Origin of the sequence: Streptomyces sp. NPDC014894, from assembly GCF_043080985.1 — a bacterium.
Taxonomy (GTDB): Bacteria; Actinomycetota; Actinomycetes; order Streptomycetales; family Streptomycetaceae; genus Streptomyces.
In genome coordinates, this window is sequence record NZ_JBIBWD010000002.1 from 84,034 (window position 1) to 109,590 (window position 25,557).

The 25,557-nt window shown below is 74.3% G+C and carries 21 protein-coding genes; 16 read left to right on the plus strand and 5 right to left on the minus strand.

All coding sequences use genetic code 11. The annotated features are described in order from the left end of the window. The first annotated feature begins 13 nt into the window (after positions 1 to 13). Positions 14 to 367, plus strand: a complete 354-nt coding sequence (locus ACF089_RS04490) for a GNAT family N-acetyltransferase (RefSeq protein WP_392021725.1) — start codon at positions 14 to 16, stop codon at positions 365 to 367. A 102-nt stretch (positions 368 to 469) separates the two neighbouring features. Next, the gene (locus ACF089_RS04495; protein ID WP_392021727.1) at positions 470 to 1,138 is read left to right on the plus strand and encodes an aspartate/glutamate racemase family protein; all 669 of its coding nucleotides are present in this window, start codon (positions 470 to 472) and stop codon (positions 1,136 to 1,138) included. 488 nt (positions 1,139 to 1,626) lie between these two features. Here ACF089_RS04495 and gndA read toward each other — a convergent pair whose 3' ends face one another. Then, on the minus strand, positions 1,627 to 3,069 hold the full coding sequence (gene gndA / locus ACF089_RS04500; protein ID WP_392021729.1) for an NADP-dependent phosphogluconate dehydrogenase: 1,443 nt from the start codon (positions 3,067 to 3,069) through the stop codon (positions 1,627 to 1,629). A 366-nt stretch (positions 3,070 to 3,435) separates the two neighbouring features. Here gndA and ACF089_RS04505 point away from each other — a divergent pair, with 366 nt between their 5' ends. After that, the gene (locus tag ACF089_RS04505; protein ID WP_392021731.1) at positions 3,436 to 4,881 is read left to right on the plus strand and encodes a transglycosylase family protein; all 1,446 of its coding nucleotides are present in this window, start codon (positions 3,436 to 3,438) and stop codon (positions 4,879 to 4,881) included. On the opposite strand, the gene ACF089_RS04510 is transcribed toward ACF089_RS04505, so the two are convergent. After that, on the minus strand, positions 4,762 to 6,000 hold the full coding sequence (locus ACF089_RS04510; RefSeq protein ID WP_392021732.1) for a DMT family transporter: 1,239 nt from the start codon (positions 5,998 to 6,000) through the stop codon (positions 4,762 to 4,764). The two genes, ACF089_RS04505 and ACF089_RS04510, sit on opposite strands and share 120 nt — an antisense overlap. A gap of 206 nt (positions 6,001 to 6,206) precedes the next feature. Here ACF089_RS04510 and ACF089_RS04515 point away from each other — a divergent pair, with 206 nt between their 5' ends. From ACF089_RS04515 to ACF089_RS04530, 4 genes are all read left to right on the plus strand, one after another. Further along, complete coding sequence (locus ACF089_RS04515) at positions 6,207 to 6,917, plus strand: (2Fe-2S)-binding protein (protein WP_392023343.1); 711 nt, start codon at positions 6,207 to 6,209, stop codon at positions 6,915 to 6,917. A 112-nt stretch (positions 6,918 to 7,029) separates the two neighbouring features. Continuing rightward, positions 7,030 to 8,241, plus strand: coding sequence for a glycogen synthase (gene glgA / locus ACF089_RS04520; RefSeq protein WP_392021734.1), 1,212 nt, complete (start codon positions 7,030 to 7,032; stop codon positions 8,239 to 8,241). A 763-nt stretch (positions 8,242 to 9,004) separates the two neighbouring features. After that, positions 9,005 to 10,468: an SDR family NAD(P)-dependent oxidoreductase gene (locus ACF089_RS04525; RefSeq protein WP_392021737.1), complete on the plus strand. Its 1,464-nt coding sequence runs from the start codon at positions 9,005 to 9,007 to the stop codon at positions 10,466 to 10,468. A 480-nt stretch (positions 10,469 to 10,948) separates the two neighbouring features. Beyond that, the gene (locus ACF089_RS04530) at positions 10,949 to 11,122 is read left to right on the plus strand and encodes a hypothetical protein (RefSeq protein WP_392021740.1); all 174 of its coding nucleotides are present in this window, start codon (positions 10,949 to 10,951) and stop codon (positions 11,120 to 11,122) included. 72 nt (positions 11,123 to 11,194) lie between these two features. Here ACF089_RS04530 and ACF089_RS04535 read toward each other — a convergent pair whose 3' ends face one another. Further along, on the minus strand, positions 11,195 to 12,604 hold the full coding sequence (locus ACF089_RS04535; RefSeq protein WP_392021743.1) for a lipase maturation factor family protein: 1,410 nt from the start codon (positions 12,602 to 12,604) through the stop codon (positions 11,195 to 11,197). Beyond that, positions 12,582 to 13,229: a DUF1990 family protein gene (locus ACF089_RS04540; protein ID WP_392021746.1), complete on the minus strand. Its 648-nt coding sequence runs from the start codon at positions 13,227 to 13,229 to the stop codon at positions 12,582 to 12,584. The genes ACF089_RS04535 and ACF089_RS04540 overlap by 23 nt, the downstream gene beginning before the upstream one ends. Positions 13,230 to 13,415: 186 nt before the next feature. Between ACF089_RS04540 and ACF089_RS04545 the strand changes: the two genes are divergently transcribed. From ACF089_RS04545 to ACF089_RS04560, 4 genes are all read left to right on the plus strand, one after another. Then, complete coding sequence (locus tag ACF089_RS04545) at positions 13,416 to 14,621, plus strand: DUF6777 domain-containing protein (protein WP_392021748.1); 1,206 nt, start codon at positions 13,416 to 13,418, stop codon at positions 14,619 to 14,621. Positions 14,622 to 14,670: 49 nt separating this feature from the next. Next, on the plus strand, positions 14,671 to 16,764 hold the full coding sequence (locus ACF089_RS04550) for a SpoIIE family protein phosphatase (RefSeq protein WP_392021751.1): 2,094 nt from the start codon (positions 14,671 to 14,673) through the stop codon (positions 16,762 to 16,764). A gap of 196 nt (positions 16,765 to 16,960) precedes the next feature. Continuing rightward, the gene (locus tag ACF089_RS04555; RefSeq protein ID WP_392021755.1) at positions 16,961 to 18,301 is read left to right on the plus strand and encodes a wax ester/triacylglycerol synthase family O-acyltransferase; all 1,341 of its coding nucleotides are present in this window, start codon (positions 16,961 to 16,963) and stop codon (positions 18,299 to 18,301) included. Between the two features lie 137 nt (positions 18,302 to 18,438). Further along, the gene (locus tag ACF089_RS04560) at positions 18,439 to 19,320 is read left to right on the plus strand and encodes an Fpg/Nei family DNA glycosylase (RefSeq protein ID WP_392021758.1); all 882 of its coding nucleotides are present in this window, start codon (positions 18,439 to 18,441) and stop codon (positions 19,318 to 19,320) included. Positions 19,321 to 19,721: 401 nt separating this feature from the next. Here the strand turns inward: ACF089_RS04560 and ACF089_RS04565 are convergent, their stop codons facing one another. Then, positions 19,722 to 20,408, minus strand: a complete 687-nt coding sequence (locus tag ACF089_RS04565) for an HAD family hydrolase (protein ID WP_392021760.1) — start codon at positions 20,406 to 20,408, stop codon at positions 19,722 to 19,724. 559 nt (positions 20,409 to 20,967) lie between these two features. On the opposite strand from ACF089_RS04565, the gene ACF089_RS04570 reads away from it, so the two are divergent. From ACF089_RS04570 to ACF089_RS04590, 5 genes are all read left to right on the plus strand, one after another. Further along, positions 20,968 to 21,333: a hypothetical protein gene (locus ACF089_RS04570; protein WP_392021763.1), complete on the plus strand. Its 366-nt coding sequence runs from the start codon at positions 20,968 to 20,970 to the stop codon at positions 21,331 to 21,333. A 154-nt stretch (positions 21,334 to 21,487) separates the two neighbouring features. Beyond that, positions 21,488 to 22,180 carry a carbonic anhydrase gene (locus ACF089_RS04575; RefSeq protein WP_392021766.1) on the plus strand — a complete coding sequence of 231 codons (693 nt, stop codon included), beginning with the start codon at positions 21,488 to 21,490 and terminating at the stop codon, positions 22,178 to 22,180. Between the two features lie 8 nt (positions 22,181 to 22,188). Continuing rightward, positions 22,189 to 23,781, plus strand: coding sequence for a SulP family inorganic anion transporter (locus ACF089_RS04580; protein ID WP_392021769.1), 1,593 nt, complete (start codon positions 22,189 to 22,191; stop codon positions 23,779 to 23,781). A 98-nt stretch (positions 23,782 to 23,879) separates the two neighbouring features. Continuing rightward, positions 23,880 to 24,665 (plus strand): LytR/AlgR family response regulator transcription factor, encoded by a 786-nt coding sequence (locus ACF089_RS04585; protein WP_392021772.1) that lies wholly within the window; start codon positions 23,880 to 23,882, stop codon positions 24,663 to 24,665. Positions 24,666 to 24,804: 139 nt separating this feature from the next. Continuing rightward, positions 24,805 to 25,074, plus strand: a complete 270-nt coding sequence (locus ACF089_RS04590; RefSeq protein ID WP_392021774.1) for a hypothetical protein — start codon at positions 24,805 to 24,807, stop codon at positions 25,072 to 25,074. Positions 25,075 to 25,557: the final 483 nt, after the last annotated feature.

Here is a 25,557-nt window from a genome sequence, read left to right on the forward strand (position 1 = left end):
AGAGTATGCCGTCATGCCAGACATCTCAGCGTTCGACATTCGCGACGACCGGGCGAAGGGCCTGCTGGAGGCGTACGAGAGCGGAGACGTCACCGGACGCGTCGCCTACTTCGTCCTGGACTCCGGGCCCGCCGCCCTGGTCCCCGTGCACACGGTGGTGGAGCCGGAGCACGAGGGCAAGGGCATCGCCGGCTCGCTGGTGCGGGAGCTCTACCGGATCGCCGCCCGGGAGGGCGTTCCCGTCGTACCGCTCTGCCCGTACGCGGCGGTCTGGGCGCAGCGGCACCCGGACGAGGCCCCCGAGGCCCCCGCGGAGCTGGTCGAGGCGGCGAAGCGGCAGCTGAAGGCCGATCCTGACCGCTGGTGAGCGGATCGGGAGCGCTCTCCACCAGTGGTGAGCGCTCTCGGCCGGTGGTGAGCGCTTCCGGTCGGTGGTGAGCGCTCCGGGAGCGTCCCTACGCTGTCCCTCATGCTCGCCCTGCTGCACACCTCGCCCGTCCATGTCCCGGTCTTCGACGCCCTGCGCGACCGGGACCACCCCGGCACGCCGCTGCGCCATCTCGTCCACGAGGAACTGCTGGAGCGGGCCGTGGCGCTCGGCCCCGAGGCGGTCGCCGGGCAGGTCGCGGAGGTGATCGCGGGAGCCGTCGCCGAGGGAGCCGGGGCGGTGCTGTGCACCTGCTCCACGCTGGGCGCCGTCGCCGAGGCGAGCGCCGGGGCCGTCGGCGCGCCGGTGCTGCGGGTCGACCGTCCGATGGCCGCCGAGGCTGCGCGGGCCGGCCGCCGGATCGTGGTCGTGGCGGCGCTCGACAGCACCCTGGCCCCCACCGCCGCGCTGATCCGCGAGGAGGCCGGGGACGTGGAGCTGCGGACCGTGCTGGCGGCGGGGGCGTGGCGGCGCTTTCTGGCGGGTGACCGGGACGGCTATCTCGACGCCGTGGCCGCCGCCGTCGACGCGGTGCCCGAGGCGGGCGCCGACGCGATCGTGCTGGCCCAGGCGTCGATGGCGGACGCCGCCGCGCGGACCTCCACGGCCGTACGGGTCCTCTCCAGCCCCCGGCCGGGACTGGGCGCGGCGGTGGCGGCGAGCGGGCTGCGCGCGCGGAAGGAGGCCGGCACACCGGCTCCGGGGGTGTGAGCGGTCGCCGGACGGTCCGCGCAGGACGCGCCGGGCCGGCGTGCGCCCGGCGCAGGGCCCGCACAGCAGCCCGGCGCGGGGCGCACACTGGGCGCGATTGGCGGAGGATCTTCTTCCGGTCGCCGCCGTGTGAATCCCGCGCGCGCGGGAACGCGGACCGGGAGACAGTGGGAACGCACGACTCCGAACCCTGGAGGACAAGCATGACCCAGCCCGTACCGCCCCCGCCCGCCCCGGCGCCGCCGGGACCGCCGGTCCCGCCGCCCGGACCGCTCCCCGGCCCGGTGCCCACCCCCTCGCCGCCGCCCGTCCCGACGCCGGACCCGGTGCCGAGGCCCCCCGCGCCCGGCCCCGAGCCCTCGCCGGAGCCGGAGCCCGCGCCCGGCCCGGTCTGAGCCCGCCCGGACCGCCCGGTCGCCCGCACGTCCCAAGGGCCGCACGTCCCAAGGGCCCGGGTGCGGAACCCGGGCCCGGGGCGGTCCGTCGCGTCAGTCCGTGGAGATCTCCGAGCGGTCACCGCCCCAGAGAGTGTGGAACGAGCCCTCCCGGTCGGTCCGCCGGTAGGTGTGCGCGCCGAAGAAGTCCCGCTGCCCCTGGGTGAGCGCGGCCGGCAGCCGCTCCGCCCGCAGGGCGTCGTAGTAGGCGAGGGCCGCCGAGAAGCCCGGCGTCGGAACCCCCTCGCGGGCCGCCGTGGCGACCACCTCGCGCCAGTCGTCCTGCGCCGCGCCGATCTCGTCCGCGAAGCCCTTGTCCGAGAGCAGGCTCGGCAGCTCGGGACGCGCGTCGTACGCGCCCCTGATCCGGTCCAGGAACGCCGCCCGGATGATGCAGCCCGCCCGCCAGAGCGCCGCCACCGAACCGAGGTCGATGTCCCAGTCGTACTCCTCGCTGCCCGCCTGGATCTGGTGGAAGCCCTGGGTGTACGACACGATCTTGGACGCGTACAGCGCCTGCTCGACCCGCGCGGCGAAGCGCTCGGCCTCCGCCTCGTCCAGGGCCTTCGGCGTCGGCCCCGGCAGCCCGCGCGATGCGGCCCGCAGATCCGCGTGCCCCGAGACCGCGCGGGCGAAGACCGCCTCCGCGATACCGGAGACCGGCACCCCCAGATCGAGCGCGATCTGCACGGTCCAGCGGCCCGTGCCCTTCTGCTCCGCCCGGTCGGCGACGATGTCGACGAACGGCTTCCCGGACGCCGCGTCCGTATGGGCCAGCACCTCCGCCGTGATCTCGATCAGATACGAGTCGAGCCGGCCGGTGTTCCAGGTGCGGAAGGTCTCCGCGATCCGCTCCGGCGAGTAGCCCGCGACCGAGCGCAGCAGATGGTACGCCTCGGCGATCAGCTGCATATCGGCGTACTCGATGCCGTTGTGCACCATCTTCACGAAGTGGCCCGCGCCGTCCGGGCCGATGTGCGAGACGGTGGGCGTGCCGTCCGGGGCCTTCGCCGCGATCTTCTCCAGCAGCGGTCCGAGCGATTCGTACGACTGGGCGGAGCCGCCCGGCATGATGCTCGGGCCGTGCAGCGCGCCCTCCTCACCGCCGGAGACGCCCACGCCCACGAAGTGGATGCCGCGCTCGCGCAGCTCCTTCTCGCGGCGCCGGGTGTCGGCGAAGTGGGCGTTGCCGCCGTCGATGATGACGTCGCCCTCCTCCAGCAGCGGCGCGAACTCCTCGATCACGGCGTCCGTCGGCCCGCCCGCCTTGACCATGATCACCAGTCGGCGCGGGCGCTCCAGCGCCGCCACGAACTCCTCGGGCGACTCGGCGGCGACGAACGCGCCCTCCGAGCCGAACTCCTCCACCAGCGCCCGGGTCCGGGCCGCGGTCCGGTTGTGCACGGCCACGGTGAAGCCGTTGCGGGCGAAGTTGCGGGCGAGATTGCGGCCCATCACCGCGAGTCCGGTGACACCGATCTGGGCTGTTCCACTCATCATGCGCTCCTGGTCGTGCGTTGCGAGATCGCTCCCCTTCACTGATCCTCAAGTGCCGCGGGCCCCCGCGCATTCCGGGTTCCGCCAAGTAGCTCCGACGGGTCAGGAGGGCGATCGCCCCCGGCTGGGGTGCGCCCCGGCGGGTCGCGCGCACCGCGCGCCCGGTGCGCCCCGAGGCCCGCGTACGCCGTGCCGCCGGTGCGCCCGGGCGGTCGCGCACGCGGCGGGGCCGGTGCGGGGGTTGCCCGGATCTGCCGCAGTGCGCCCGCCATGAGCCCTTGTCACCGCGCAATTCGAGCACTTAAGTTGACCGCTGGACGTGACCCATTCGTAATGTGGCAGAACTGTTCCGTGGGGGAGACTCACATGACCGCAACCGGTCGGCACCGCAAATACCAGCCGAGCCGTTTCAACCGGGCCTCTCTCACCATCACCGCCGGCGGCGCGGGCATCGCGCTGCCGCTGGTCGGCGCCGGCTCCGCCAACGCCGCCTCCTCGGACGTCTGGGAGAAGGTCGCGGCCTGCGAGTCCACCAACCAGTGGAAGATCAACACCGGTAACGGCTACTTCGGCGGGCTCCAGTTCAGCCAGTCCACCTGGGAGGCGTACGGCGGCCGGGAGTACGCCCCGCGCGCCGACCTCGCCAGCCGCGACCAGCAGATAGCCGTCGCCGAGCGGGTCCTCAAGGGCCAGGGACCGGACGCCTGGCCCAACTGCTCGGTCCGCGCCGGTCTCACCCGGGGCGGCGACTCGCCGGCCGTCTCACCCGCCGTCTCGCCCGAACGCCGTCAGGACGCCGACCGGGCCACGGGTCAGAGCGCCCAGGGCGAGCGCAAGGGCCCCGCGTCCACGGCTCCCCGCCCGACCGTCCAGCAGCAGGCCTCGCCGACCTCGGTGCCCACCCGGCGCGAGGGCTACACGGTGGCCCCCGGCGACTCCCTCTCCAAGATCGCCGCGAAGAAGGACGTACGGGGCGGCTGGCCGAAGCTGTACGCGCAGAACCGCTCCGAGGTCGGCCCCGACCCCGATCTGATCCACCCGGGCCAGCGTCTGGTCATCCGGATGGAGGCCCCGAAGGCGGGCACGAAGACACCGCCGCCGAGGACCCGCGAGAGCCCGAAGCCCAGGGAGACGGCGAAGCCGCCGAAGAAGCAGGTCCCCCAGCAGCCCCCGGGCGGCACGGACCTCAAGAAGCCCGATCCGGCGAAGGAGACGCCCCGGGGCGGTCCCGGGCTCAAGCAGCAGACCCCGCAGCAGAGCACGCCGCAGACGAAGAAGCCGACCGCCGCGCCGACCGAGAAGCGGGCCGAGCAGCGAACCGGGCAGCGGACCGCGCCGCAGGCGAAGAAGAAGCAGGCCGAGCCGGAGGCCAAGCGGGTCAGCGCCGACCGCCCCGCGACCCGGGCCGCCCGGATGAGCTCCCCCGTCGACGCGGCCACCGGCACCGCCTACCGCCAGACGGGCTCCTCCTGGTCCAGCGGCTATCACACGGGCGTCGACTTCCCCGTCCCCACCGGCACCTCCGTCAAGGCCGCCGCCTCCGGCCGGGTCGTCTCCGCCGGCTGGGCCGGCGCGTACGGCTACCAGATCGTCATCCGTCACACCGACGGCAGATACAGCCAGTACGCGCACCTCTCGGCGCTCACCGTGCGCTCGGGGCAGCAGGTCGCCGCCGGGCAGCGGATAGCCCGCTCAGGTTCCACCGGCAACAGCTCGGGACCGCATCTCCACTTCGAGGTCCGTACGGGTCCGGGGTACGGATCCGACATCGACCCCCTCGCCTATCTCCGCGCGGGCGGCGTCTCGATCTGAGGCCGGCCGGAACCGCGACGCCGGCTCCGGTCCGATCCGCGCCTCCGACGCGGGCTCGGGCCGGACCCGGGGCCCCGACCCGGACTCCTGCGGAACCCGCTCCGAGCCCTGATCGGCCGGCGCGGGGAACGCCTTCACCGGGTGCGTCGGCGGAGGCACGGCCCGGGGGAGCGCCCCCCGGGCCGTGCCCGGCTCCGCCGGGCGCGCCGCCGGATCCCCGTCGGCCGTCCCCTCCGCCGACGCCTCCGGGGCGGGCAGCGCGCCCGGCGCCCCGCCGCCGCGGGCGCCCTCCTCGGCGGCCAGCCGCTCGGTCGTGAGCAGGATCAGACCGGCCGCGGCCACCACCCCGAAGCCCAGCGCCAGCACCGCGCCCAGCACCCCGTAACGGAAGCTCTCGCCGAACATCGTGATGCCCACGACCGCCGCGACGACCGGATTGACGACCGTGACCGTCGCCAGCGGGGCCGCCAGACCCGCACCCCGGTACGACGCCTGGGAGAGCAGCAGACCGCCGAGCGCGAGCCCCCCGATCACCGCCAGACTCGAACCCTGCTCCAGCGGGCGGGACCACTCCCAGTCCACCGCGACGGTCTTGGTGAACACCGAGGCGATACCGAAGGCCACACCCGCGGACGCGGCCAGCAGCACACTGCGCAGCACCGGCCGGTGAATGGTCTGAGCGATCAGGAAGAGCAGCGCCACGACGCCCAGGGTCACCGCGGTGAGCACCCCGCGCTGCCCCGTGCCCAGCGTGTGCGAACCGGTGTCCCCGGCCACCGCCAGCAGACCCGCCAGGCCCACCGTCGCCAGCAGCGCGCCGCGCCACGCGGTCGCGCCCGCCCGCCGACCCACGAACAGCGCCGCCATCGGCAGCGCGAAGACGATCGTGAGCGCGCCGAGCGGCTGCACCACGCTGAGCGGGCCGTACGCCAGCGCGATCACATGCAGGACGGCGCCGACGCCGTTCAGCGAGACGGCCAGCCACCACCCGGCGTGGTGCAGCGGGGCGTACGGCCGGGCGGGGGAGGCTGCGGCGACATGCTCCTGCATGATCGCCCCGGCCGCGTACGCGACCGCGGAGACCAGCGACAGGACCACTGCCAGCACAAGGGAACTCATAGAGACCACGATCTCCCTGTTCGGCGGTCACGTCGTCGTCCTTGAGCAGGCATTTGGACGTACTGCCGACGGAGTACGAGCGTAGGCCAAAAGTCCCCTCGGCGACTGCGGAGCAGGTCAGAGGGGGTGGCCAGAAGCACGGTCCTGACTAGGCTGGCCATCGCACTCACCGACGAGTGACAAACGAGACAGCCGGGGCGGGGCGCGTGGATCTTCGGGAGCTGGACACGATGGGCGGCTTCTTCGCCCTGCGGACCTCGGGGGACGCCCCCGGCGGCGGGGCGGAGGGGGTGCCGCTGGCCGAGGTGTACGCGGGCGACACCGGCCCCCTCACCCGCCGTGTCGACCTCGTCGCCGCCCGCCACACCCCGCCCGAGCGGCGCGTCGCCGCCTCCATCGCCCAACTGGGCCTGGCCGCCCGGCTCTGGTCCGTCGCGCTGGGGGCCGCCGCCTTCCACGGCCGCCTCCCCGACCTCGACCCGGCCCGGCTGCGCTGGTCCCCCGAGGGGACCACGCCCGACGACCTCTGGCTCGACCTCGCGGACGGGCCCCGTACGCTCCCCGCCACCGCCGAGGCCCTCCGCGCGCAGGTCCAGGACGCGCACCTCGCACCCCTCGCCGAGGCGCTGCGCCGCGACACCCCCGTCTCCCGGCGACTGCTCCGGGGCAACGCCGGCTCCGCCCTCGCCTCCGCCGTACGCCAGATCGACGCCTGGAGCCGCGACACCGGCCGCGGCGACGTCGCCGAACGCGCGGCGGCCCTCGCCGCCCTGCTCTTCCGCCACCCCGATCTGTCCGGCACGGTCCACGGCCCCGGAATGCGGCGCAACAGCTGCTGCCTCTACTACCGCGCCCCGCGCGGCGGCCTCTGCGGCGACTGCGTCTTCGACCGCCCGCCGGGGCGCGGGGGAGCGTGACGGGGGCGGCGGCCGTCCTCCCCGGGCGACCGTGGTGGATTTTCCAGGGGGCGGCAGGGGGGGGCGGCGGGACGGTCTTCCCCGCGCGCCCGGGGTGGGTGACCATCGGGGGGTGAAAGTGGGACTGCTCACTCGCGAATACCCGCCGGACCTCTCCGGGGGCGCCGGGGCCCATGTGGAGTTCCTCGCCCGGGAGCTGCGCGCGCTCACCGACCTGGAGGTGCACTGCTGGGGCGACGGCGAGGCCGAGGGGGTGCTGCGCCACCGCCCGGCCGCCTCCCTCGCCGGAGCGGATCCCTCGCTGCGCGCCCTCTCCGTGGATCTGGCGATGGCCGCGGAGCTGGCGGGCCGCGACCTCGTCCACTCCCACGCCTGGCACGCCTCGCTCGCGGGCCATCTCGCCAAACTCCTCCACGGGATCCCGCATGTGATCACCGCGCACTCCCTGGAGCTGCCCCGGCCCGGCGGGGAACGGCCGCCCGGGGAGGCCCGTACCGGGGAGGCCCCGCCCGGCGGCGCCCGCGCCCTCGCGCACTGGGCCCGGCGCACCGCGATCGAGTCCGCCGACGCCGTCGTCGCGGTCTCCCGCCGGATGCGCGAGGAGATCCTCGCCGCCCATCCCGCCCTCGACCCCGCCGTGGTGCGCGTCATCTGCGGCGGCGTCGACAGCGCGCTCTTCCGTCCCGACCACGGCACCGACACGCTGGAGCGGACCGGGATCGACCCGGAGCGGCCGTACGCCCTGTTCGTGGGCCGGGTCGCGCCGCGCAAGGGAATCCCGCACCTGCTGCGCGCGGCGCGGACCTTCGACCCCGAGGCCCAGCTCGTCCTGTGCACCGGGCCGGCCGGCGCGACCGCCGAGGACGACGAGGTGCGGGAGCTGGTGACGGAGCTGGACCGGGTGCGCGACGGGGTGCACTGGATGACCGGGACGCTGCCGAGGCCCCGGCTCGTGCAGCTCCTCAGCCATGCGACGGTCTTCGTCTGCCCGTCGCTCCACGAGCCGCTGGGGATGGTCAATCTGGAGGCGATGGCGTGCGGTACGGCGGTGGTCGCCTCCGCCGTCGGAGGGATTCCCGAGGTGGTGGACGACGGGACGACCGGGCTGCTCGTGCCGTACGACGCGCGGCGTCCCGAGGACTTCGAGTCGGGGCTCACCCAGGCGGTGAACCGGGTGCTGGACGATCCGCGCGGGGCGGCGCGGATGGGGGCGGCGGGGAGGCGTCGCGCGGTCCGCGACTTCGCCTGGGACCAGGCCGCCCGACGCACCCACGCCCTTTACACCGAACTCCTCACGGGCCCCTCGCACCCGGGGTCGCGGTGAGCGGCTCGGCGGGGTTCGCCTTCAGGTGCGGCGGGGACTCGGGGGCAGGGGCCCTGCGGGGTGCCTGCTCCTGGGGCGTCGGGGTCCGTCCTCAATCGCCGGACGGGCTGGGGTGTGTGGGGACTCGGGGGCACGGGTCCTGCGGGGTGTCTGCTCTCGGGGCGTCGGGGTCCGTCCTCAATCGCCGGACGGGCTCAAGTCGTGCCGCTCGTTCAGCCCTCAGCCCTCCGCCTCCCACTCCGTCGCGCCCGCCCCTTGAGGGCACCCAAGCCCATCCGCTGCTTGAGGCGCGCCACCTCGATTCCACCCCGTCCGCCGCTTATCCTCGCCCGCCCGCCGCTCGAGGACGGACCCTGGACATCCCAGCCCGTCCGCCGCTTGAGGACGGGCCTTGGCCATCTCAGCCTGTCCGGCGTTTGAGGACGGACCTTGGGCCCGGGTGCGGGGGCTTCGCGGGAGTGGTTGCCGCGCCCCCCAGCCCGTCCGCCGCTTGAGGACGGGCCTTGGCCATCTCAGCCCGTCCGGCGTTTGAGGACGGACCTTGACCCCGGGTGCGGGACCTCGCGGGGGCGCTCGGCGGGGGCGGCAGCCCGTCCGGCGATTGAGGACGGACCGTGCGCCCGGGCGCGGGCAGCGCACCGCACCCCGCCCCGCCCCGCCCCGCGAGGCCCCCGGGCCCGCCATTTGGTCGTCACCCTTTCGCTCAGTAAAGTTGCGCTTTTGAAACCCCGCAGCTCGTGAGTGATCGAGGAACGCCAACGCCATGACGGTGACAGAGGACAACCCCATCCACGGCCCCGGAATCGACCCGGAGCGGTTGGCCGTCTGCCTGAGCGTGCTCGACGAGCTCGACAAGCTGGACGTCGACCACCCGCACGCGATCATGGTGCGCCGGGCCACGGCGGGCATCTACCGCACGGTGAAGCAGCGCAGGCGCCAGGAGCGCCGCGCCGCCAAGACCGCTCACGACCGGGCGGTCACCGAGGCCACCGCCACCGGCTCCGCCGAGCGGATCGACGACGAGACCGAGGGCCTGCTCCCCTCCACCTCCGTCACCGGCGAGATCGCGGGCATACTCCAGCGCCCCCGGTCCTGCTACATCTGCAAGAGCCGCTACACCGAGGTCGACGCCTTCTACCACCAGCTCTGCCAGAAGTGCGCCGCCGAGAACCGCGCCCGCCGCGACGCCCGCACCGACCTCACCGGCAAGCGCGCCCTGCTCACCGGCGGCCGGGCCAAGATCGGCATGTACATCGCGCTGCGCCTGCTGCGCGACGGCGCGCACACCACGGTCACCACCCGCTTCCCCAACGACGCCATCCGCCGCTTCAAGGCGATGCCGGACAGCGACGAGTGGATCCACCGCCTCAAGATCGTCGGCATCGATCTCCGCGACCCGGCCCAGGTCGTGGCCCTCGCCGACTCGGTGGCCGCCGAAGGCCCGCTCGACATCCTGATCAACAACGCCGCGCAGACCGTGCGCCGCTCCCCGGGGGCCTACCGCGAGCTGCTGGCCGCCGAGTCCGCCCCGCTGCCCGCGGGCGAACTGCCGCCCGCGCAGATCATCGGCACCTTCGGCAGCGGCTCCGTGGACTCGGTCGCCGCGCTGCCCTCCGCCGCCCGCGAGGGCCTGAGCGCCGACGACGTGACGGGTCTCGCCCTGGTCTCGGGCTCGGCGACGCCCGCGCGGATCGAGGCGGGCACCGCGATCGACGCGGGCGGGCTGGTCCCCGATCTGCACGACACCAACAGCTGGATCCAGACGGTCTCCGAGGTCGACCCGGTGGAGCTGCTGGAGGTCCAGCTCTGCAATTCGACCGCGCCGTTCATTCTGATCAGCCGGCTCCGCCCGGCGATGGCCGCCGCCGAGGCGCGCCGGACGTATGTCGTGAACGTCTCCGCCATGGAGGGCATTTTCAGCCGCGGCTACAAGGGCGCGGGCCATCCGCACACCAATATGGCCAAGGCGGCCCTGAACATGCTCACCCGCACCAGCGGCCAGGAGATGTTCGAGAGCGACGGCATCCTCATGACGGCCGTCGACACCGGCTGGATCACGGACGAGCGCCCGCACCCCGACAAGATGCGGCTCGCCGCGGAGGGCTTCCACGCTCCGCTCGACCTGGTCGACGGCGCGGCCCGGGTCTACGACCCGATCGTGCGCGGCGAGGCCGGCGAGGATCTGTACGGCTGCTTCCTCAAGGACTACGCCCCCGCGAACTGGTAGTCCGCACACCACAGCCGCCCCCCGACGGACGGCGGTACGAGCCCGGGAGCCCCGCTGCCCGCCCTCGTACCGCCGTCCGTCGGCCGTTCAACGCCGCCGACCCGCCGTGATTCATCCGGTTAGTTCGTTTCGTCCTCGTGGTTCGCCCCTTCGCGCGTCACCCGGACAGCCGAACGAGGGCTGACTCCCTCGGCCGTGACGTCGATTACTCCATCCGGGTTCCCCGTCGAGCCGACAATACGACCACAAATCCGTTATGTGGATGACCCGTTGGCCGGAATCAAGCGGAATTCAAGGCCCCATCGAGCGATGCTCTGCTCATTTGGTTAATCTGAGGTGCACGGACGCCACCGAAGGGTTCACGAAAGCCTTTTGGCCGTCCTGGGACACGTCTGCAACCAGGCTGCGGTCCCGCCAGAGAGCCGGCGCCACCGCGACCGAACCGCCCTGTCCCAGTTACGCGACACAGAGGAGTGCGCGGTGACAACTGAAGTCAAGAAGAACGACCAGAGACCGCCGGAACGTATCCGCGAGCGGACCCGCCGGCCGGACGAGCTGGGCAGCCTGGAAGTCTGGGCCCGATCGGCGCCCATCCGCCTCGCGGGGTACGAGGACGACCTCGCGGAGCCGCACATCCTGCAGGGCGTCGACTGAGCCCGCCCGCCGCGACGGCGCCCCCGGCCGGACGGCCGGGGGCGCCGTCGTACCCGGACCGGCCCCGGGCCCTCAGCGGCTCAGCCGGGTCGGCGGCAGGAACTCCCGTACCAGTGTCCGGCGCCACCACGCGCCGGTCGTCCGCAACTCCCGCCAGGTCGTGAACCGGTAGCGGTAGAGCCGGGCGCGGATGTACGCGGGCGGCTCCCCGGGGAACGGGTTGTGCCCCAGCAGCCGCAGCGTGTCCCGGTCGCCCGCCAGCAGCCGTTCCACGAACGGGCCGAACCAGGGCCGCGCGTACGCCGGCGAGAGCGCGGCGAACCACATCATCCAGTCGAGCCGCAGATGGTACGGGGCGAACTGGCGCGGCATCCGGCGCACATCCGTGGGCTTCCCCCGGAAGCCGTACTCCCGCCAGACGGCGCCCTCGTGGATCCGTGTCTCCACCGTGCCCTCCACCACCAGCTCCATCCGCACCCGCCCCACCGTGCCGAACGCCCCGTAGGCGTTGACCAGATGGAGCGGATCGTAGGAACGGTTCATCCGCTGCCGCCGCGAGAGCAGATTGCGCGCCGGACGGTAGCTGAGCACCAGCAGGACGGCGGCGACCGCGATCACCGTGATCTCGTACCAGAGCGGGGCGGCGGGCAGCGCGGGCGGCCGGGCGATCGGCGAGCCGTCCACCGCGCTCAGGGCGAGCGCGATCGTCAGCCAGTTCAGCCAGGAGAAGTTGCCCGAGAGCACCAGCCAGAGCTGGGTCAGCACGATGGCGGCCGCGGCGGCGGTCGCGACGGGCTGCGGGGTGAACAGCAGCACGGGGACGAGCAGTTGCACCACATGGCTGGCGGCCGTCTCCACCCGGTGCAGCGGCCGGGGCAGCCGATGGAAGAACCAGCTCAGCGGGCCCGGCATCGGCTGGGTCTCGTGGTGGTAGTAGAGACAGGTCAGATCGCGCCAGCACCGATCCCCCCGGATCTTGATCATTCCCGCGCCGAACTCCACCCGGAACAGCACCCACCGCAGCAGCAGAAGGATCAGCACCGGCGGCGCGGTCCGCTCGTTGCCGAGGAACACCGCGAGGAAACCCGTCTCCAGCAACAGCGATTCCCAGCCGAAGCCGTACCAGGTCTGTCCCACATTGACGATCGACAGATAGAGCGCCCACAGCACCGCCCACCAGGCCATCGCCACCGCGAGCGGCAGCCGGTCCGCCGCGCCCGCCGCCAGGGCCGCCGAGAGCGCCGCCCCGGTCCAGGCGCAGAACGCGAACAGCCGGTCCGAATAGCGCAGCCGAAAGAGCCCCGGGGCGTCGCGGAACCGGACCCGGCGGACGAAATCGGGGACCGGCAGCATGCCCCGCTCGCCGATCAGAGCCCGGAACTGGAGCGCCGCGCTCAGGAAGGCGACCACATACACGGCGGCGAGAGCCCGCTGGAACACCAGCCGGCTCAGCCAGTAGTCACCGTCGCCGAACCACTCCATCGCCTCCAGTATCGGGGTGGGCGGCCAGCCCGCGCAGGGTGCGGCCGAGCCATCGGGCGTACCCCCGCTGCATCGGGGGGACGAGCGGCCCGGCCGCGCGGGTGTACCAGCGGCCCGGACGGCTGAAGGCCGTCACGGTGAACCAGACCGATCCGTCGTCCCGCAGATCCACCACGAAGGACTCCTCGCCGCACTCGGGATGCCCGGTGAGCGTGCCGTAGCCGAAGCCGGCCCGCCGGTCGTCGTCCACCGTCCAGACCACCTCGCAGCGGCCGCCGATCCGCAGCGGGCCCCGCCCGATCGAGAGACCGACCCGGACGCCGGGCTCGGCGCGCGCCGCCGTGGCGCGCAGCCGGACCCCGGACCGGCGGTGCATCCGCCAGTCGAGCACGGCGGCGCCCGCCGCCTCGAAGGCCGCCCGGCCGTGCCCGACCGGGGCGGTGTGGTGCAGCGGGCGATAGCCGCCGGGCAGCGGCCCCAGCCGGGTCGCGCCGACCTCCGGATAGTTGAACACCGGCCGGACGGGTGCGGGCCGTCCGGCGGACGGACGCGGGGACCCGAGCCGTGCGAGGGCCGATCCGGCCGTCCGCCCCACCATGCTGACCAGCGCCGACACCATGCGCACCCCCCAGATCTGAACATGTTCAATTCGATTGGCTCCGAGCGTACGCACCCGGCTGAACGCGTTCAAGTGGCGGGGGCCCGGGGAGTCCGGGAGAACTTGAGTGACCGAAGCAGGGTGAGCAGGCGGGAGAGGTACGTGCGTCCCATTCGTCGTCGCGGCACCGCGACGCGTCGTCGTTGGTCCCCGGTGCCCGGCCGACGGGCGGCCCCGCCCGGCCCCGCCTCTCCGCCCGGCATCGCCTCCCCGTCCGCCCGGTCCGGCCCGCCCGCCCCGCCCACCGCTCCCGTACCGCGCGGCCGCCGGTCGGCCGCCGTCGCCCTGGTCGCCGGCGTCTGTCTCGCGACACTGCTCGCCGGATGCGGCACGGACCCCGTCGCGGACAGCCCTGCCGAGGAGGACATCCTCCTGGAGCCGGTCGCCGCGCCGGGGCCCGACCCGTACACCGCGTCGACGGTCAGAGCGCTCTCCGCCCCGGCCCCCCGCCCCCCGGCCCCCGACGCCGGGACGCGCGGCGCCCCGCTGCGCGCGCAGACCCTGCGCACCCTCTCCGGCGGCACGCCCGGCCTCTACGGCGGGGTCGAGGCCGTCGGCAACTGCGACGCGGGACGGCAGCTCGACCTCGTCCGAGAGTCCCGCGACAAGGCCCGCGCCTTCGCCCGGGGCGCGGGCGTCTCCCCCGCCGGTCTGTCCGGCTTCCTGCGCGGGCTCACCCCGGTCGTCCTGCGCACGGACACCCGGGTCACCGCCCACGGCTTCCGCGACGGCTCGGACGTCTCCCGGCAGTCCGTGCTCCAGGCGGGCACCGCCGTGCTGGTCGACCGGCGCGGCACGCCCCGGGTGCGCTGCGCGGGCGGGAACCCGCTGAATCCGCCGGTCGCCGCGGACGGGCCGGTCGTCCACCGCGGCCGACCCTGGGCCGGTTACGCGCCGGAGCGGATCGTCGTCATCGAGCCCGCCGAGCGGGTCGCCGACCGGCTGGTGATCGTCGACGTCCTCGACAGCAGCTGGATCGACCGGGAGACCGGCACCGACGGGGAGCGGGACAGCAGGCCCGAGGTGATCCCGCCCGAGGCCCGGGACGACCTCTACAGCTATCCGCCCGCCGCCTCGCGCTCACGGACCCCGGCCCCGGCCGCGTCCTCGGGACCCTCCACGGCCGCGACTGCGCCGGCCGTGCCCCCGGCCGACCCCGGCGTACCGGCCGAGCCGCCCCTGCCGCCCGCCGACCCCGGCGACGGCTCCGACCCCGGCTCCGGTACGGACCCCGTGCCGGACGACCTCCAGCCCGGCGACGATCTGACGTCGCCCGGCGAGGACGACCCGGAGTCCGACCCGGAACTGCTCCTTCCCGCGGGGGCGCCGGAGGACGATCCCGGCGTCTTCGCGGGCTGAGAGACCACAGACAGTCGAAGAATCCGACAAATGATGACAGAGTGGCTCCATGGTTGAGCGGGCAGCGGGGGCTCTGTCCCTTCCCGACGACTGGCCGGCGGGCCCCGAGGCGAGCCTGGCCCTCACCCGCATGGGCAGCTTCGACTGGGACCTGGCCAGCGGGCTCTGCCACCTGGACGAGACCGCCCTGCGGGTCCTCGGACTGGGACCGGACGACTACGACGGCCGCCGCGAGAGCCTCACCGCCCGGATGCCGCCCGCGGAGGCCGCCCGGCTGGACGCGAAGGTGGCCAGCGTCCTCAAGGACGGCAGCGAGGACTACGGGGTCTACTTCCGCTTCCGCCACGGCGACGGCGGCCTCCGCTGGACGCACACCCAGGGCCATGTCCAGCGGGACGACACCGGCCGCCCCCTGCGGATCATCGGCATCGTCCGGGAGGCCACCGAGGAACTGGCCGACTCCGCCGCGCGGACGGAGGCCGACGCCGCACGCCGGCGCCAGACCGGAGTGGTCGAGTCCACCACCGCCGCCCTGGCCCACGCCCGGACCGTGCAGGACGTGATCGACGTCCTGCGCGACGTCCACGGCCTGGAGCATTTCGGCGCGGCCAGCCTGGTGATGGGCCTGCTGGAGGCGGGCGGCAGGATCCATCTGGTCGCCGAGGGGCCCCAGGAGGCGTACATCCCCGGCACCCGCTACACCCATGTCGACGACGCGTACCCGATGAGCGAGGTGGTGCGGACCCTCGCACCGCTCTTCATCGAGTCCCGCGAGGACTTCGCCGCGTCCTACCCGATCCTCTGGCCGCATCTGGACACCCTCGACATCAAGGCCGCCGCGTACCTCCCGCTGATCGCCCAGGCCCGCCCGATCGGCGCGCTCGGACTCCTCTACAGCGACCGCACCGGCTTCAGCGCCGAGGAGCGCGATGTGCTGGTCGCGCTCGGCAGCAGCATCGCCCAGAGCGTCCAGCGGGCCGTGCTGTACGACCAGGAGCACGATCTCGCCGAGGGGCTCCAGCAGGCGATGCTGCCGCGCAGGATCCCCGAGGTGCCCGGCGCGCAGATCGCGGTGCGCTACCGCTCGGCCAGGATGGGCCGGGACATCGGCGGCGACTGGTACGACATCATCCCGCTGCCCGGCGGCCGGGTCGGCGCGGTCATCGGCGACGTCCAGGGCCACGACACCGACGCGGCGGCGGTCATGGGGCAGCTGCGGATCGTCCTGCGGGCGTACGCGGCCGAGGGCCACACCCCGGCCACCGTGATGGCCCGCGCCTCGGTCTTCCTCCATGAGCTGGACACCGACCGCTTCGCCACCTGCATGTACGCCGAGGCCGACCTGTCCACGGGAGTGGTGCAGGTGGTCCGCGCGGGCCATGTCGACCCGCTGCTGCGCGACACCGACGGCAGCTGCCGCAGAATCCCCGTGGAGGGCGGACTGCCGCTGGGGCTCTCGGCGGAGTTCGGCCGGCTGGAGTACCCCGTCTCCACCGTCGAGCTGGATCCCGGACAGACCCTGCTCCTCTACACCGACGGCCTGGTCGAGCAGCCCGGCTTCGACCTCGACCACGGGATGCAGCAGCTCACCTCGCTGGTGCGCGGCGGACCGCGCGATCTCCAGCGGCTCGCGGACCGGCTGTGCGAGGTGGTGGACGAGCGGGGCGGCGACGACGACGTGGCGATACTGCTGCTGCGCCGCCAGGGCGCCGTCACCCCGCAGACCGGCGGGCGGCTCCAGCAGCACGTCGCGCAGAACGACCCCGAGGCGCTCGTCTCGGCCCGCCACATGGTCCGTTCGGCGGTACGGGCGTGGGGCGCGGGCCGCCGGACCGACGAGATCGAACTCGCCGCGGACGAGCTGATCACCAACGCGCTGCTGCACACCGACGGCGGGGCGATCGTCACCGCCCGGGTCCTCTCCGGGGAGGTGCGGCGGCTGCGGGTCGAGGTGGAGGACCGGTCCAGCGCGCTGCCGAGGCGGCGCGACGCGGGGGAGTCCGGGGTCTCGGGCCGCGGTCTGCTGCTGGTGGACCGGCTGGCCGACACCTGGGGCGTGGAGTCGCGCGGCACCGGAAAGTGCGTGTGGTGCGAGTTCCGCGTGGGGGACCGGCCGGGCGCGGACCGCGCCGACGACGGATGACGGGCCGGACCCGGCCGGCCCCCGCGGCCGGTCAAAGGCGGCCCGCACTGGGCCGGCGGAACGTGAACGGAACGTACTTGCCCGTAATCGACCGAGAGCGATTGACTGCGATTCCCCGGCCCTGTAGGACATCCTTCCCGGCGGCATTTCGGACATCGTTTACCTCCAGCCCCCGTTCCAGCCCCTTGAGGACACCGTGAGCAGCGAGCTTCTCGCCCCCCTGGACCTGGCCTTCTGGCATCTGGAGTCCGACGGCCACCCCATGCACCTCGGAGCCCTCGCCTTCTTCGCGCCCGCGGACGACACCGCCGACGGCGACGCGATCTGGGAGCTGCTCGCGACCCGCGCCGCCGCGATCCGCCGCCTCCGGATGCGGGTACGCGACGTTCTGCTGCCGGTCGGCGGCGCCGCGTGGCGGGCCGACGAGGACTTCGACGTACGGCGTCATGTCCACCGGCTGCGGCTGCCCGGGGACGACTTCACCGCGGCGGCCACCGCGATCGCCGGGGAACTCATGGAACGGCCGCTCGAACGGGGGCTGCCGCCCTGGGAGATGCATCTGCTCACCGGCCGTCCCGACGGGGCCTTCGCCGTGCTGGTCAAACTGCACCACGCGCTCGCCGACGGAATGCGCGCGGTCGCCATCGGCGCGGGCGTCTTCGACCAGATCGCCGCCCCGGCCGGGGCCGCGCTCCGCCGGGCGCGCCCCGCGCCCGAGCGGCCCGGGCCCGCCGACCCCAGACGGCTGCTCGGCCTCGCGCTCGACCGGATCGACGATCTCGGCCGGGCCGTCGGCGTCGGGGCCTCGATCGTCCGGGCCAGCCGCCTCGATCCGCGCGGGCTGCCCGCCCTCACCGCCGGGCCCAGCGGCACCCGCAGGCTCGGCACCGCCGTACTCGAACTGGAGGATGTCCGGCGGGTGCGCAAGGCGGCGGGCGGCACGGCCAACGACGTGCTGCTCGCCGTGGTGGCGGGCGCACTGCGCCGCTGGGCGGCGGAGCGCGGCGATCCGCTGCCCGCCGCCGGGCCGCGCGCCCTGGTCCCCGTCTCCCGCCGCCGACCCGGCGGCCCGCCCGGCTCGGCCAACCGGCTCTCCGCCTATCTGCTGGAACTGCCGGTCGCCGAGGCCGATCCGCGCGCCCGGCTGGAAGCCGTACGGACGGCGATGGACCGCAACAAGGCGGCCGGACCGCTGCGGGGGGCCGGAGCGCTCGCCGTACTCGCCGACCAGCTGCCGCCGCTGGCCCACCGGTTCGGCGCACCGCTCGCCGGGGGCGCGGCCCGGATGCTCTTCGACATCCTGGTCACCAGCGTCCCGCTGCCGCGCTCCGCGCTCTCCCTCGGCGGCTGCCCGCTCAGCGCGATCTATCCGATGGCCCCGCTGGCGAGGGGCCAGTCGCTGGCGGTGGCGCTGACCGCGTACGGGGGGCTGGTGCACGTGGGGCTGGTCGCGGACGGCAAGGCGGTGCCGGACCTCGACGGGCTGGCGCGGAGCCTGGGCGAGGAGACCGCGGAGCTGCTGGACCTGACGCTGTGAGGCCGCCGGTTCCTGCGCAGCCGCCGGTTCCTGTGATGCCGTCGGCTCCTGTGATGCCGCGGGGCCCGAGGCTTTGAAGCCCGCCGGCCCGACGCTGTGAACCTGCGGCGCGGGCGTCGCTGCGGCACCCTGGAGCCATGCCGGAACTGCCCGAAGTGGAATCGCTGAGAGAGTTTCTCGACAGCCATTTGGTGGGACGGGAGATCGCCCGCGTGCTGCCGCTGGCGGTCCATGTGCTCAAGACGTACGACCCGCCGCCGAGCGCCGTCGAGGGCGGCGAGGTCACGGCCGTCGACCGGCACGGCAAATGGCTCGACATCACGGTGGCGGGGACGGCGCGCGGCGAGCGCGCCCTCCATCTGGTGATCCATCTCGCCCGCGCGGGCTGGCTCCGCTGGCAGGACGAGTTCCCCGCGACGCCGCCCCGGCCGGGCCGGGGGCCGCTCGCCCTCCGTACCGTCCTCGCCTCGGGCGGCGGCTTCGACCTCACCGAGGCGGGCACCGCCAAACGTCTCGCCGTCCATCTCGTCCGCGACCCCGCCGAGGTCCCCGGCGTCGCGCGTCTCGGGCCCGATCCGCTGGCGGACGGATTCGACCGCGCCGCCTTCGCCGCCCTCCTCGCCGGAGAACGGCGCCAGATCAAGGGCGCGCTGCGCGACCAGGGTCTGATCGCGGGCATCGGCAACGCCTACAGCGACGAGATCCTGCACGCGGCGCGGATGTCCCCGTTCAAACCGGTGCGGAGTCTGGACGAGGAGGAGATCACCGGGCTGTACGAGGCGCTGCGCGCCACCCTGGAGGAGGCCGTCGAGCGCTCCCGGGGAGTGGCCGCCGGGCGGCTCAAGGCGGAGAAGAAGAGCGGGCTGCGGGTCCACGGCCGCGCGGGGGAGCCGTGCCCGGTCTGCGGCGACACCATCCGCGAGGTCTCCTTCAGCGACTCCTCGCTCCAGTACTGCCCCACCTGCCAGACCGGCGGCAAGCCGCTCGCCGACCGCAGGCTCTCCCGGCTGCTGAAGTAGCGGGACCGTGTCGGCGACGCGCCGGTGGCGCGCGGATCACGGCGCGCGTCGCGGGCCGGGTCGGAGCGCCGGGGCGTACCGGTCCGGCGTACGGGTCACGGGTACGGGTTCGGCGTACGAGGGGCTGCGGGCCGGGTCGGGTCGCCCGGTCGCCCGGGCGGGGTCCGGAGAAGCCCGGGCGCGGCGTCCGCCGTTCGGTGCGGATGCCCGGTGCGGGCACCGAGGCACGCGGCCGCGCCCGGCTCATCTGCTAAGTCGGCCACCCACACCCCTTTCCACGAGACCGGCGGATCAGCGCCGGCGCGACCGCCGTCCGCCGTCCGCGCCCCGGATCCCCGGCGCGGGACGCGGCACGGCGTCTCGATCTCCCGGCGCGGGACGCCGCACGGCGCCCTGAACCCTCAGCGCAGGACGCCGCACAGCGCCCGGCTCCGCGCCCAGACCACCAGCGCCCGGTCGTCCAGCGAGCGCACCCAGTGGTCGGCCATCGCGAAGCTCTCCCGGTCGGGCCGCGACCCGACGCCGAGCACCCGCAGCCCGGCCCGGACCGCCGAACGGATGCCGCAGAGCGAGTCCTCCACGGCGAGGCAGTCCGACGGCTCCGCACCGCACGCCGCGGCGGCGCTGAGATACACGTCGGGGTGGGGTTTGGGGCGTACATGTTCCTCCGGCACGATCACATGCGCGAAGTGCTGGAGCAGTCCGGCCGTGTCGAGGCAGTCCTCGACGACGTCCCGGGGGCAGTTGCTCGCCACGGCCAGTGGCGCGAACTCGGCGGCGTGGGCGACGAGTTCGGGTGCGCCGGGGATGGTGACGGGGTCTTCCGCGACCAGCGTGCGGAAGCCGTCCAGGAGCTTCTCCGTCATCTCCGGGGCGAGTTCGGGGCGGCCCGCGGTGGCCGCCATGAGCTGACCGCACTCGGTGTAGTGAACCCCCTTCGACAGTTCCGCGAACTCGTCGTCCGGGGCCACTCCGTATTCACGGAGCACCAGTTCCCGAGCGCCCTCCCAATGGCGCTCGCTGTCCATCAGCGTGCCGTCGCAGTCGAAGACCACGGCCGCTGGGGTCCAGGGAAAGATTTCTGACATGTGTCCGCCCTTCCTGAGGCGATGGAGGTGCGTCCGGTCCGGATTTCCGCGCAGGCCGTGAGGAGCGCGCTGCGGGCACGGGGACTACAGACTCATGCCGCAGAGAGATTTCCGTGCGTGCCCGTGCGGCGGGGCGGCCATTCGCCGGAGCCGACCGCATGCTGATACGTCGCACGACACGATCGGGACCGGACGGTAACAGCGAAAGCCACGTTAATTTTCCTTGGGCATGACAGTCAATGAATTCGGGTTAAGCGATACGAGATGCCTGAATTATGTATATGCTAATAATTTCCCAATTCCCATTGAATGTACGAAGAGGCGCAAACGTGCACGTGGAATGCATCGCCGAACAGCATTGCCGCAGGTCATCGGCGGACCCCGCGCGGGCGCGCGGACACCGTGCGCCCCACCGCTGAAATCGCGCCAGGGGGTGCGTAATTCAGCCTCCATGCGGTGGACACAAAGCGTTAACCCGGCAAACATCTGAGCTGATTAACGTGTTGATCCACGGGCGCTCGGAAGCGCCCGGCCGACAGCGGTCACCGAAGGGGGGCGAATGAACCGGAGCAGCGCCGCAAGGAGCCGCTTCGCGTTCCTCGCCGCCTTACTGGCCGCCCTCCATCTGCTCACCCTCACCGCCTCCCCGGCGTCCGCGCTCCGCGTCTCCCCGCCGTACACGGCCGAGACCGCGATCTGCGCGGAGAGCGAGCGGACCAAGGAGGGGCACGCGCACCAGCGCTCCCGCGACCGGGCCCGCGCCGGCGGCCCGGGCGGCGGACCGCCGCCCCCGCCGGCCTTCCCGGGAACCGCCCCGGACGCCCTCCTGGAACGATCCGCCCGCGCGGACGCGGACACGGCCCTGCGCCGCTCCAGACCGCTCGCCGCCGCCGCGCCGGCCGTGCTCCAGGTGTTCCGCTGCTGAGCGGACCGACGAGTGCCCGCAGGAACGGCATCCGCGACGAACCCCCCGGTTCGTCCGCGCCCCCACGGCTCGATGCCGCCGTCCGCGCCGGCCCGTTCGACCCCCCTCACGCACACCCGACGCGCCCTGAGGCGCGCCAGGAGGAACCACCCCCATGCAGCCCCTGATCGACCACGCACGCTCCTTCGGCCGTCTGACCGCGGCCCGCTCCGGCGAATTCGCCCGGCTCGCCGGCGGCCAGTCGCCGCAAGCCCTCTTCATCACCTGCTCCGACTCCCGGGTGATTCCCGCCCTGATCACCGGAGCCCGGCCCGGCGAGCTGTTCGAGCTGCGCACCGCGGGCAACATCGTCCCGCCGTACACCCCCGGCCGGCCCACCTCCGAGGCGGCCACCGTCGAGTACGCGGTGGACGTGCTCGGCGTCCGCGACATCGTCGTCTGCGGCCACTCGCACTGCGGCGCGGTGGGCGCGCTGGTCCGCGGCGAGGATCTGACTCCCGTGCCCGCCGTCCGCGACTGGCTCGCCCACACCGTGCCCGACCCGCGGACCATGAGCACCCCGAACACCCGGCCCGGCACACCCGACTCGCCCGACTCGCCCGGCACACCCGACTCGCCCGGCACGCCCGACTCGTCCGCGCCGTCCGCCGGGGACGGCGACGACCCGGCCGTCGCCCAGGCCGTACGCCGTCATGTGCTCGCCCAGCTCCGGACGCTGCGCACCTACCCCTGTGTGGCGCGTCGCGCGGCGGACGGGGAACTGCGGCTGCGCGGCTGGTACTACGAGGTCCATACCGGAGCCGTGCTCGCCCACCGCCCGGACACCGACGACTTCGCCGCCCTGTGAGCGGCCCCGTGGAGAAGCTCCAGAACCTCACGGGCGGCGCCGGCCCGAACAACCCCGCCACCGGCCGTTTCCCCTGGCTGCGGCAGGACTTCGCCGCCTCGCTCGTCGTCTTCCTCGTGGCCCTGCCGCTGTGCGTGGGCGTCGCCGTCGCCTCCGGAGTCCCCGCCGAACTCGGCCTGATCACCGGCATCGTCGGCGGCATCGTCACCGGACTGCTCCCCGGCAGCAGCCTCCAGGTCTCCGGACCGGCCGCCGGACTGACCGTGCTGGTCTTCGAGGCGGTACGCGAACACGGGCTGCCCATGCTCGGCGTCATCGTGCTCGCCGCCGGACTGCTCCAACTCCTCATGGGAGCCCTCCGGCTGGGCCGCTGGTTCCGCGCGATCTCGGTCTCCGTCGTCGAGGGCATGCTCGCCGGCATCGGCCTCGTCATCATCGCGGGCCAGCTCTACGCCGCCGCCGGACTCACCGCGCCCGCCTCCGGCCTGGAGAAGATCACCGGCCTGCCCGCCGCCGCCGCCGACGCGGCGGGGAGCACCGAGGCCCTGATCTCCCTCGCCCTCGGCGCGGGCACCATCGCCGTCATCGTGCTCTGGCGGCGGCTGCCGCCCCGGGCACGGGCGGTGCCCGGCGCGCTCGTCGCGGTCGTCCTGGCCACCGTCGCCACCCTCGCGTTCGGACTGCCGGTCGCCACGGTCGAGATCAACGGACTGCTGAACGCGATCCAGCTGCCCGGCGCGGACGCCTTCGGCGGACTGCTGAGCGCCGGAGTGATCGGCACCGTCCTGGCGTTCACCCTGATCGCCTCCGCCGAGAGCCTGTTCAGCGCCGCCGCCGTCGACCGTCTGCACAACGGGCCGCGCACCCGCTACGACCAGGAACTGATGGCCCAGGGCGCGGGCAACGCGGTGTGCGGGCTGCTCGGCGCGCTGCCGATGACCGCGGTGATCGTGCGCAGCTCCGCCAATGTCGAGGCCGGCGGGCGCACCCGCGCCTCCCGGGTGCTGCACGGCGTCTGGCTGCTGCTCTTCGCGGCGCTGCTGCCCGGCGCGCTCGCGCTCATCCCGCTGCCCGCCCTCGCCGGGGTCCTGGTGCACGCGGGCTGGAAGCTCATTCCGCTCGGGCGGCTCGCCCGGCTGTGGCGCGAACACCGGGGCGAGGCCGCGATCCTGGTCGGCACCGCCGTGTCGATCGTCGTGGTCAACATGTTCGAGGGGGTGCTGATCGGTCTGGCCCTGGCGGTGGTCAAGACGGCCTGGGAGGCCTCCCACGTCCGCCTCCAGGTCACCGACACCGAGCCCGGCCCGGTCGTCGTCCGGCTCGGCGGCAACGCCACCTTCCTGCGGCTGCCGAAGATCCTCGACAGCCTGGAGGCGATACCGCTCGACCGCGCCGTGGAGCTGGACCTGTCCGGAGTCCACCACCTGGACCACGCCTGCCGCGCGGCCCTGGAGAACTGGGCGGCCCGGCACAGCGCCGAAAGCCCCGAGACGGTCCGGATCACCGACCCGGAACCGGCGCGATGGCCCGAGCCCGAGCCGGGGCCCGAGCGCGCCGACGAGGCCCGCGAGGCCCTCGTGCCCGCCGCCGACCGCTCCTGACCGCCCGCGGGCCCCCCTCCTCCGGGAGCGCGGGGCCCGCGTCCGTCCTCCCCGGGGAGCCCGGCGACATCCGCCGGTCAGGCCCTAGACTCCCCGGCATGCTGCGCGTACTGGCCGTCGACGACGAGAAACCGGCGCTCGGGGAACTGCTCTATCTGCTGCGGTCCGACCCCAGGATCAGCAGCGCCGAAGGAGCCACCGACGCCACCGAGGCGCTGCGCCGCATCAGCCGGGCGCTCGACGCCGGGCCCGACGGCGAGGACGGCATCGACGTCGTCTTCCTCGACATCCACATGCCCGGACTCACCGGCCTCGACGTCGCCCGGCTGCTCGCCCGCTTCACCGACCCGCCCCTGATCGTCTTCGTCACCGCCCACGAGGGCTTCGCCGTCCAGGCCTTCGACCTCAAGGCCGTCGACTACGTCCTCAAACCGGTCCGCGGGGAGCGGCTCGCCGAGGCCGTACGGCGGGCCGAGGAACTGGCCGGCGCCGCCCGGGGACCCCGCACGACCCGTACCGCGCCCGCGCCCCAGGGCCGGCCGCCCGCCACGGCCGAGCACATCGCCGTCGAACTCGGCGGCGTCACCCGCTTCGTCCCGATCGAGGCCATCGCCTACGCCGAGGCCCAGGGCGACTACGCCCGTCTGCACACCGACAGCGGCAGCCATCTGGTCCGCATCCCGCTCTCCACCCTGGAGGAGCGCTGGGCCTCGCGCGGATTCGTCCGCGTCCACCGCAGCCATCTCGTCGCCCTCTCCCGGATCGACGAACTCCGTCTGGACGCCGGGGCGACCTCCGTCCGCGTCGGCGAGGTCGAGATCGCCGTCAGCCGCAGACACGCCCGACAGCTGAGGGACCTGCTCATGCGGCATCCCCGCGACTGAACACCCCGCCGCTCGACCGTTCGTCGCGGCCCGGCGACCGCCGACCGCGCCGCGCCCCCGCCGGGCGAACCGCCCCCGGGTACGCGGATCCGCCGCGCCGCCCGGGGCATAGCCTCGGCGGGGGACGAAGGGATCCGACGTGTCCGACATCGAAGCGCTGCTGACGGAGCTGCGGAAGCTGCCCGCGATCCGGGTGTCCGACGCCGACGACGTCGAAGCGCTGCTCACCGGGGTGAGGACCGCCGCCGGACGCTGGGCCGACATCCTCTACGACCTCCAGGAGGCGTCCCGGGGCCTCGTCGGCCCCCGCGCCGAGGCCGCCCTCACGGTCGCCTTCCGGCGCGCCGAGGAATGCTACGTCGAACTCGAGATCGCCCTCGACGCCTGCGCCCGGGGTTCCCGCGGCTGAACGCGGACGCCCGCGCACCGGGGCCGGCCCGGGGCCGAACGCCGCCTTCCGGCGGCACCCGCGCACCGGGGCCGGCCCGGGGTTGAACGCGGCGCCCTCCGGCGGGACCCGCGCACCGGGGCCGGTCCTGGGCTGGAGACCGAGCCCTCCGGCGGACGCCCGCGCCCCGGGGCTGGGTCGAACGCCGCGCCCTCCAGGGGAAGCCCGCGCGTCGGCGTCGGTCCCGGGTCGAACACCGCGCCCTCCGGCGGCCACCCGTGCACCCGGGTCCGCCCGGGCTGGACGCTGCCCCGGCGGCCACCCCTGCACCGTGGCCGGGTCGAACGCCCCGCTCTCCAGGGGACGCCCGCGCCCCAGGCCCGGCCCAGGCCGAACGCCGCGCCCCCGGCGGGCGCCCGCGCACCGGCGTCGCCGAACACCGCGCCCTTCAGCGTGAACCCGCGTACCGGAAGCGGCCCGTGGGCCGCCCGCCGGCTCCGACCA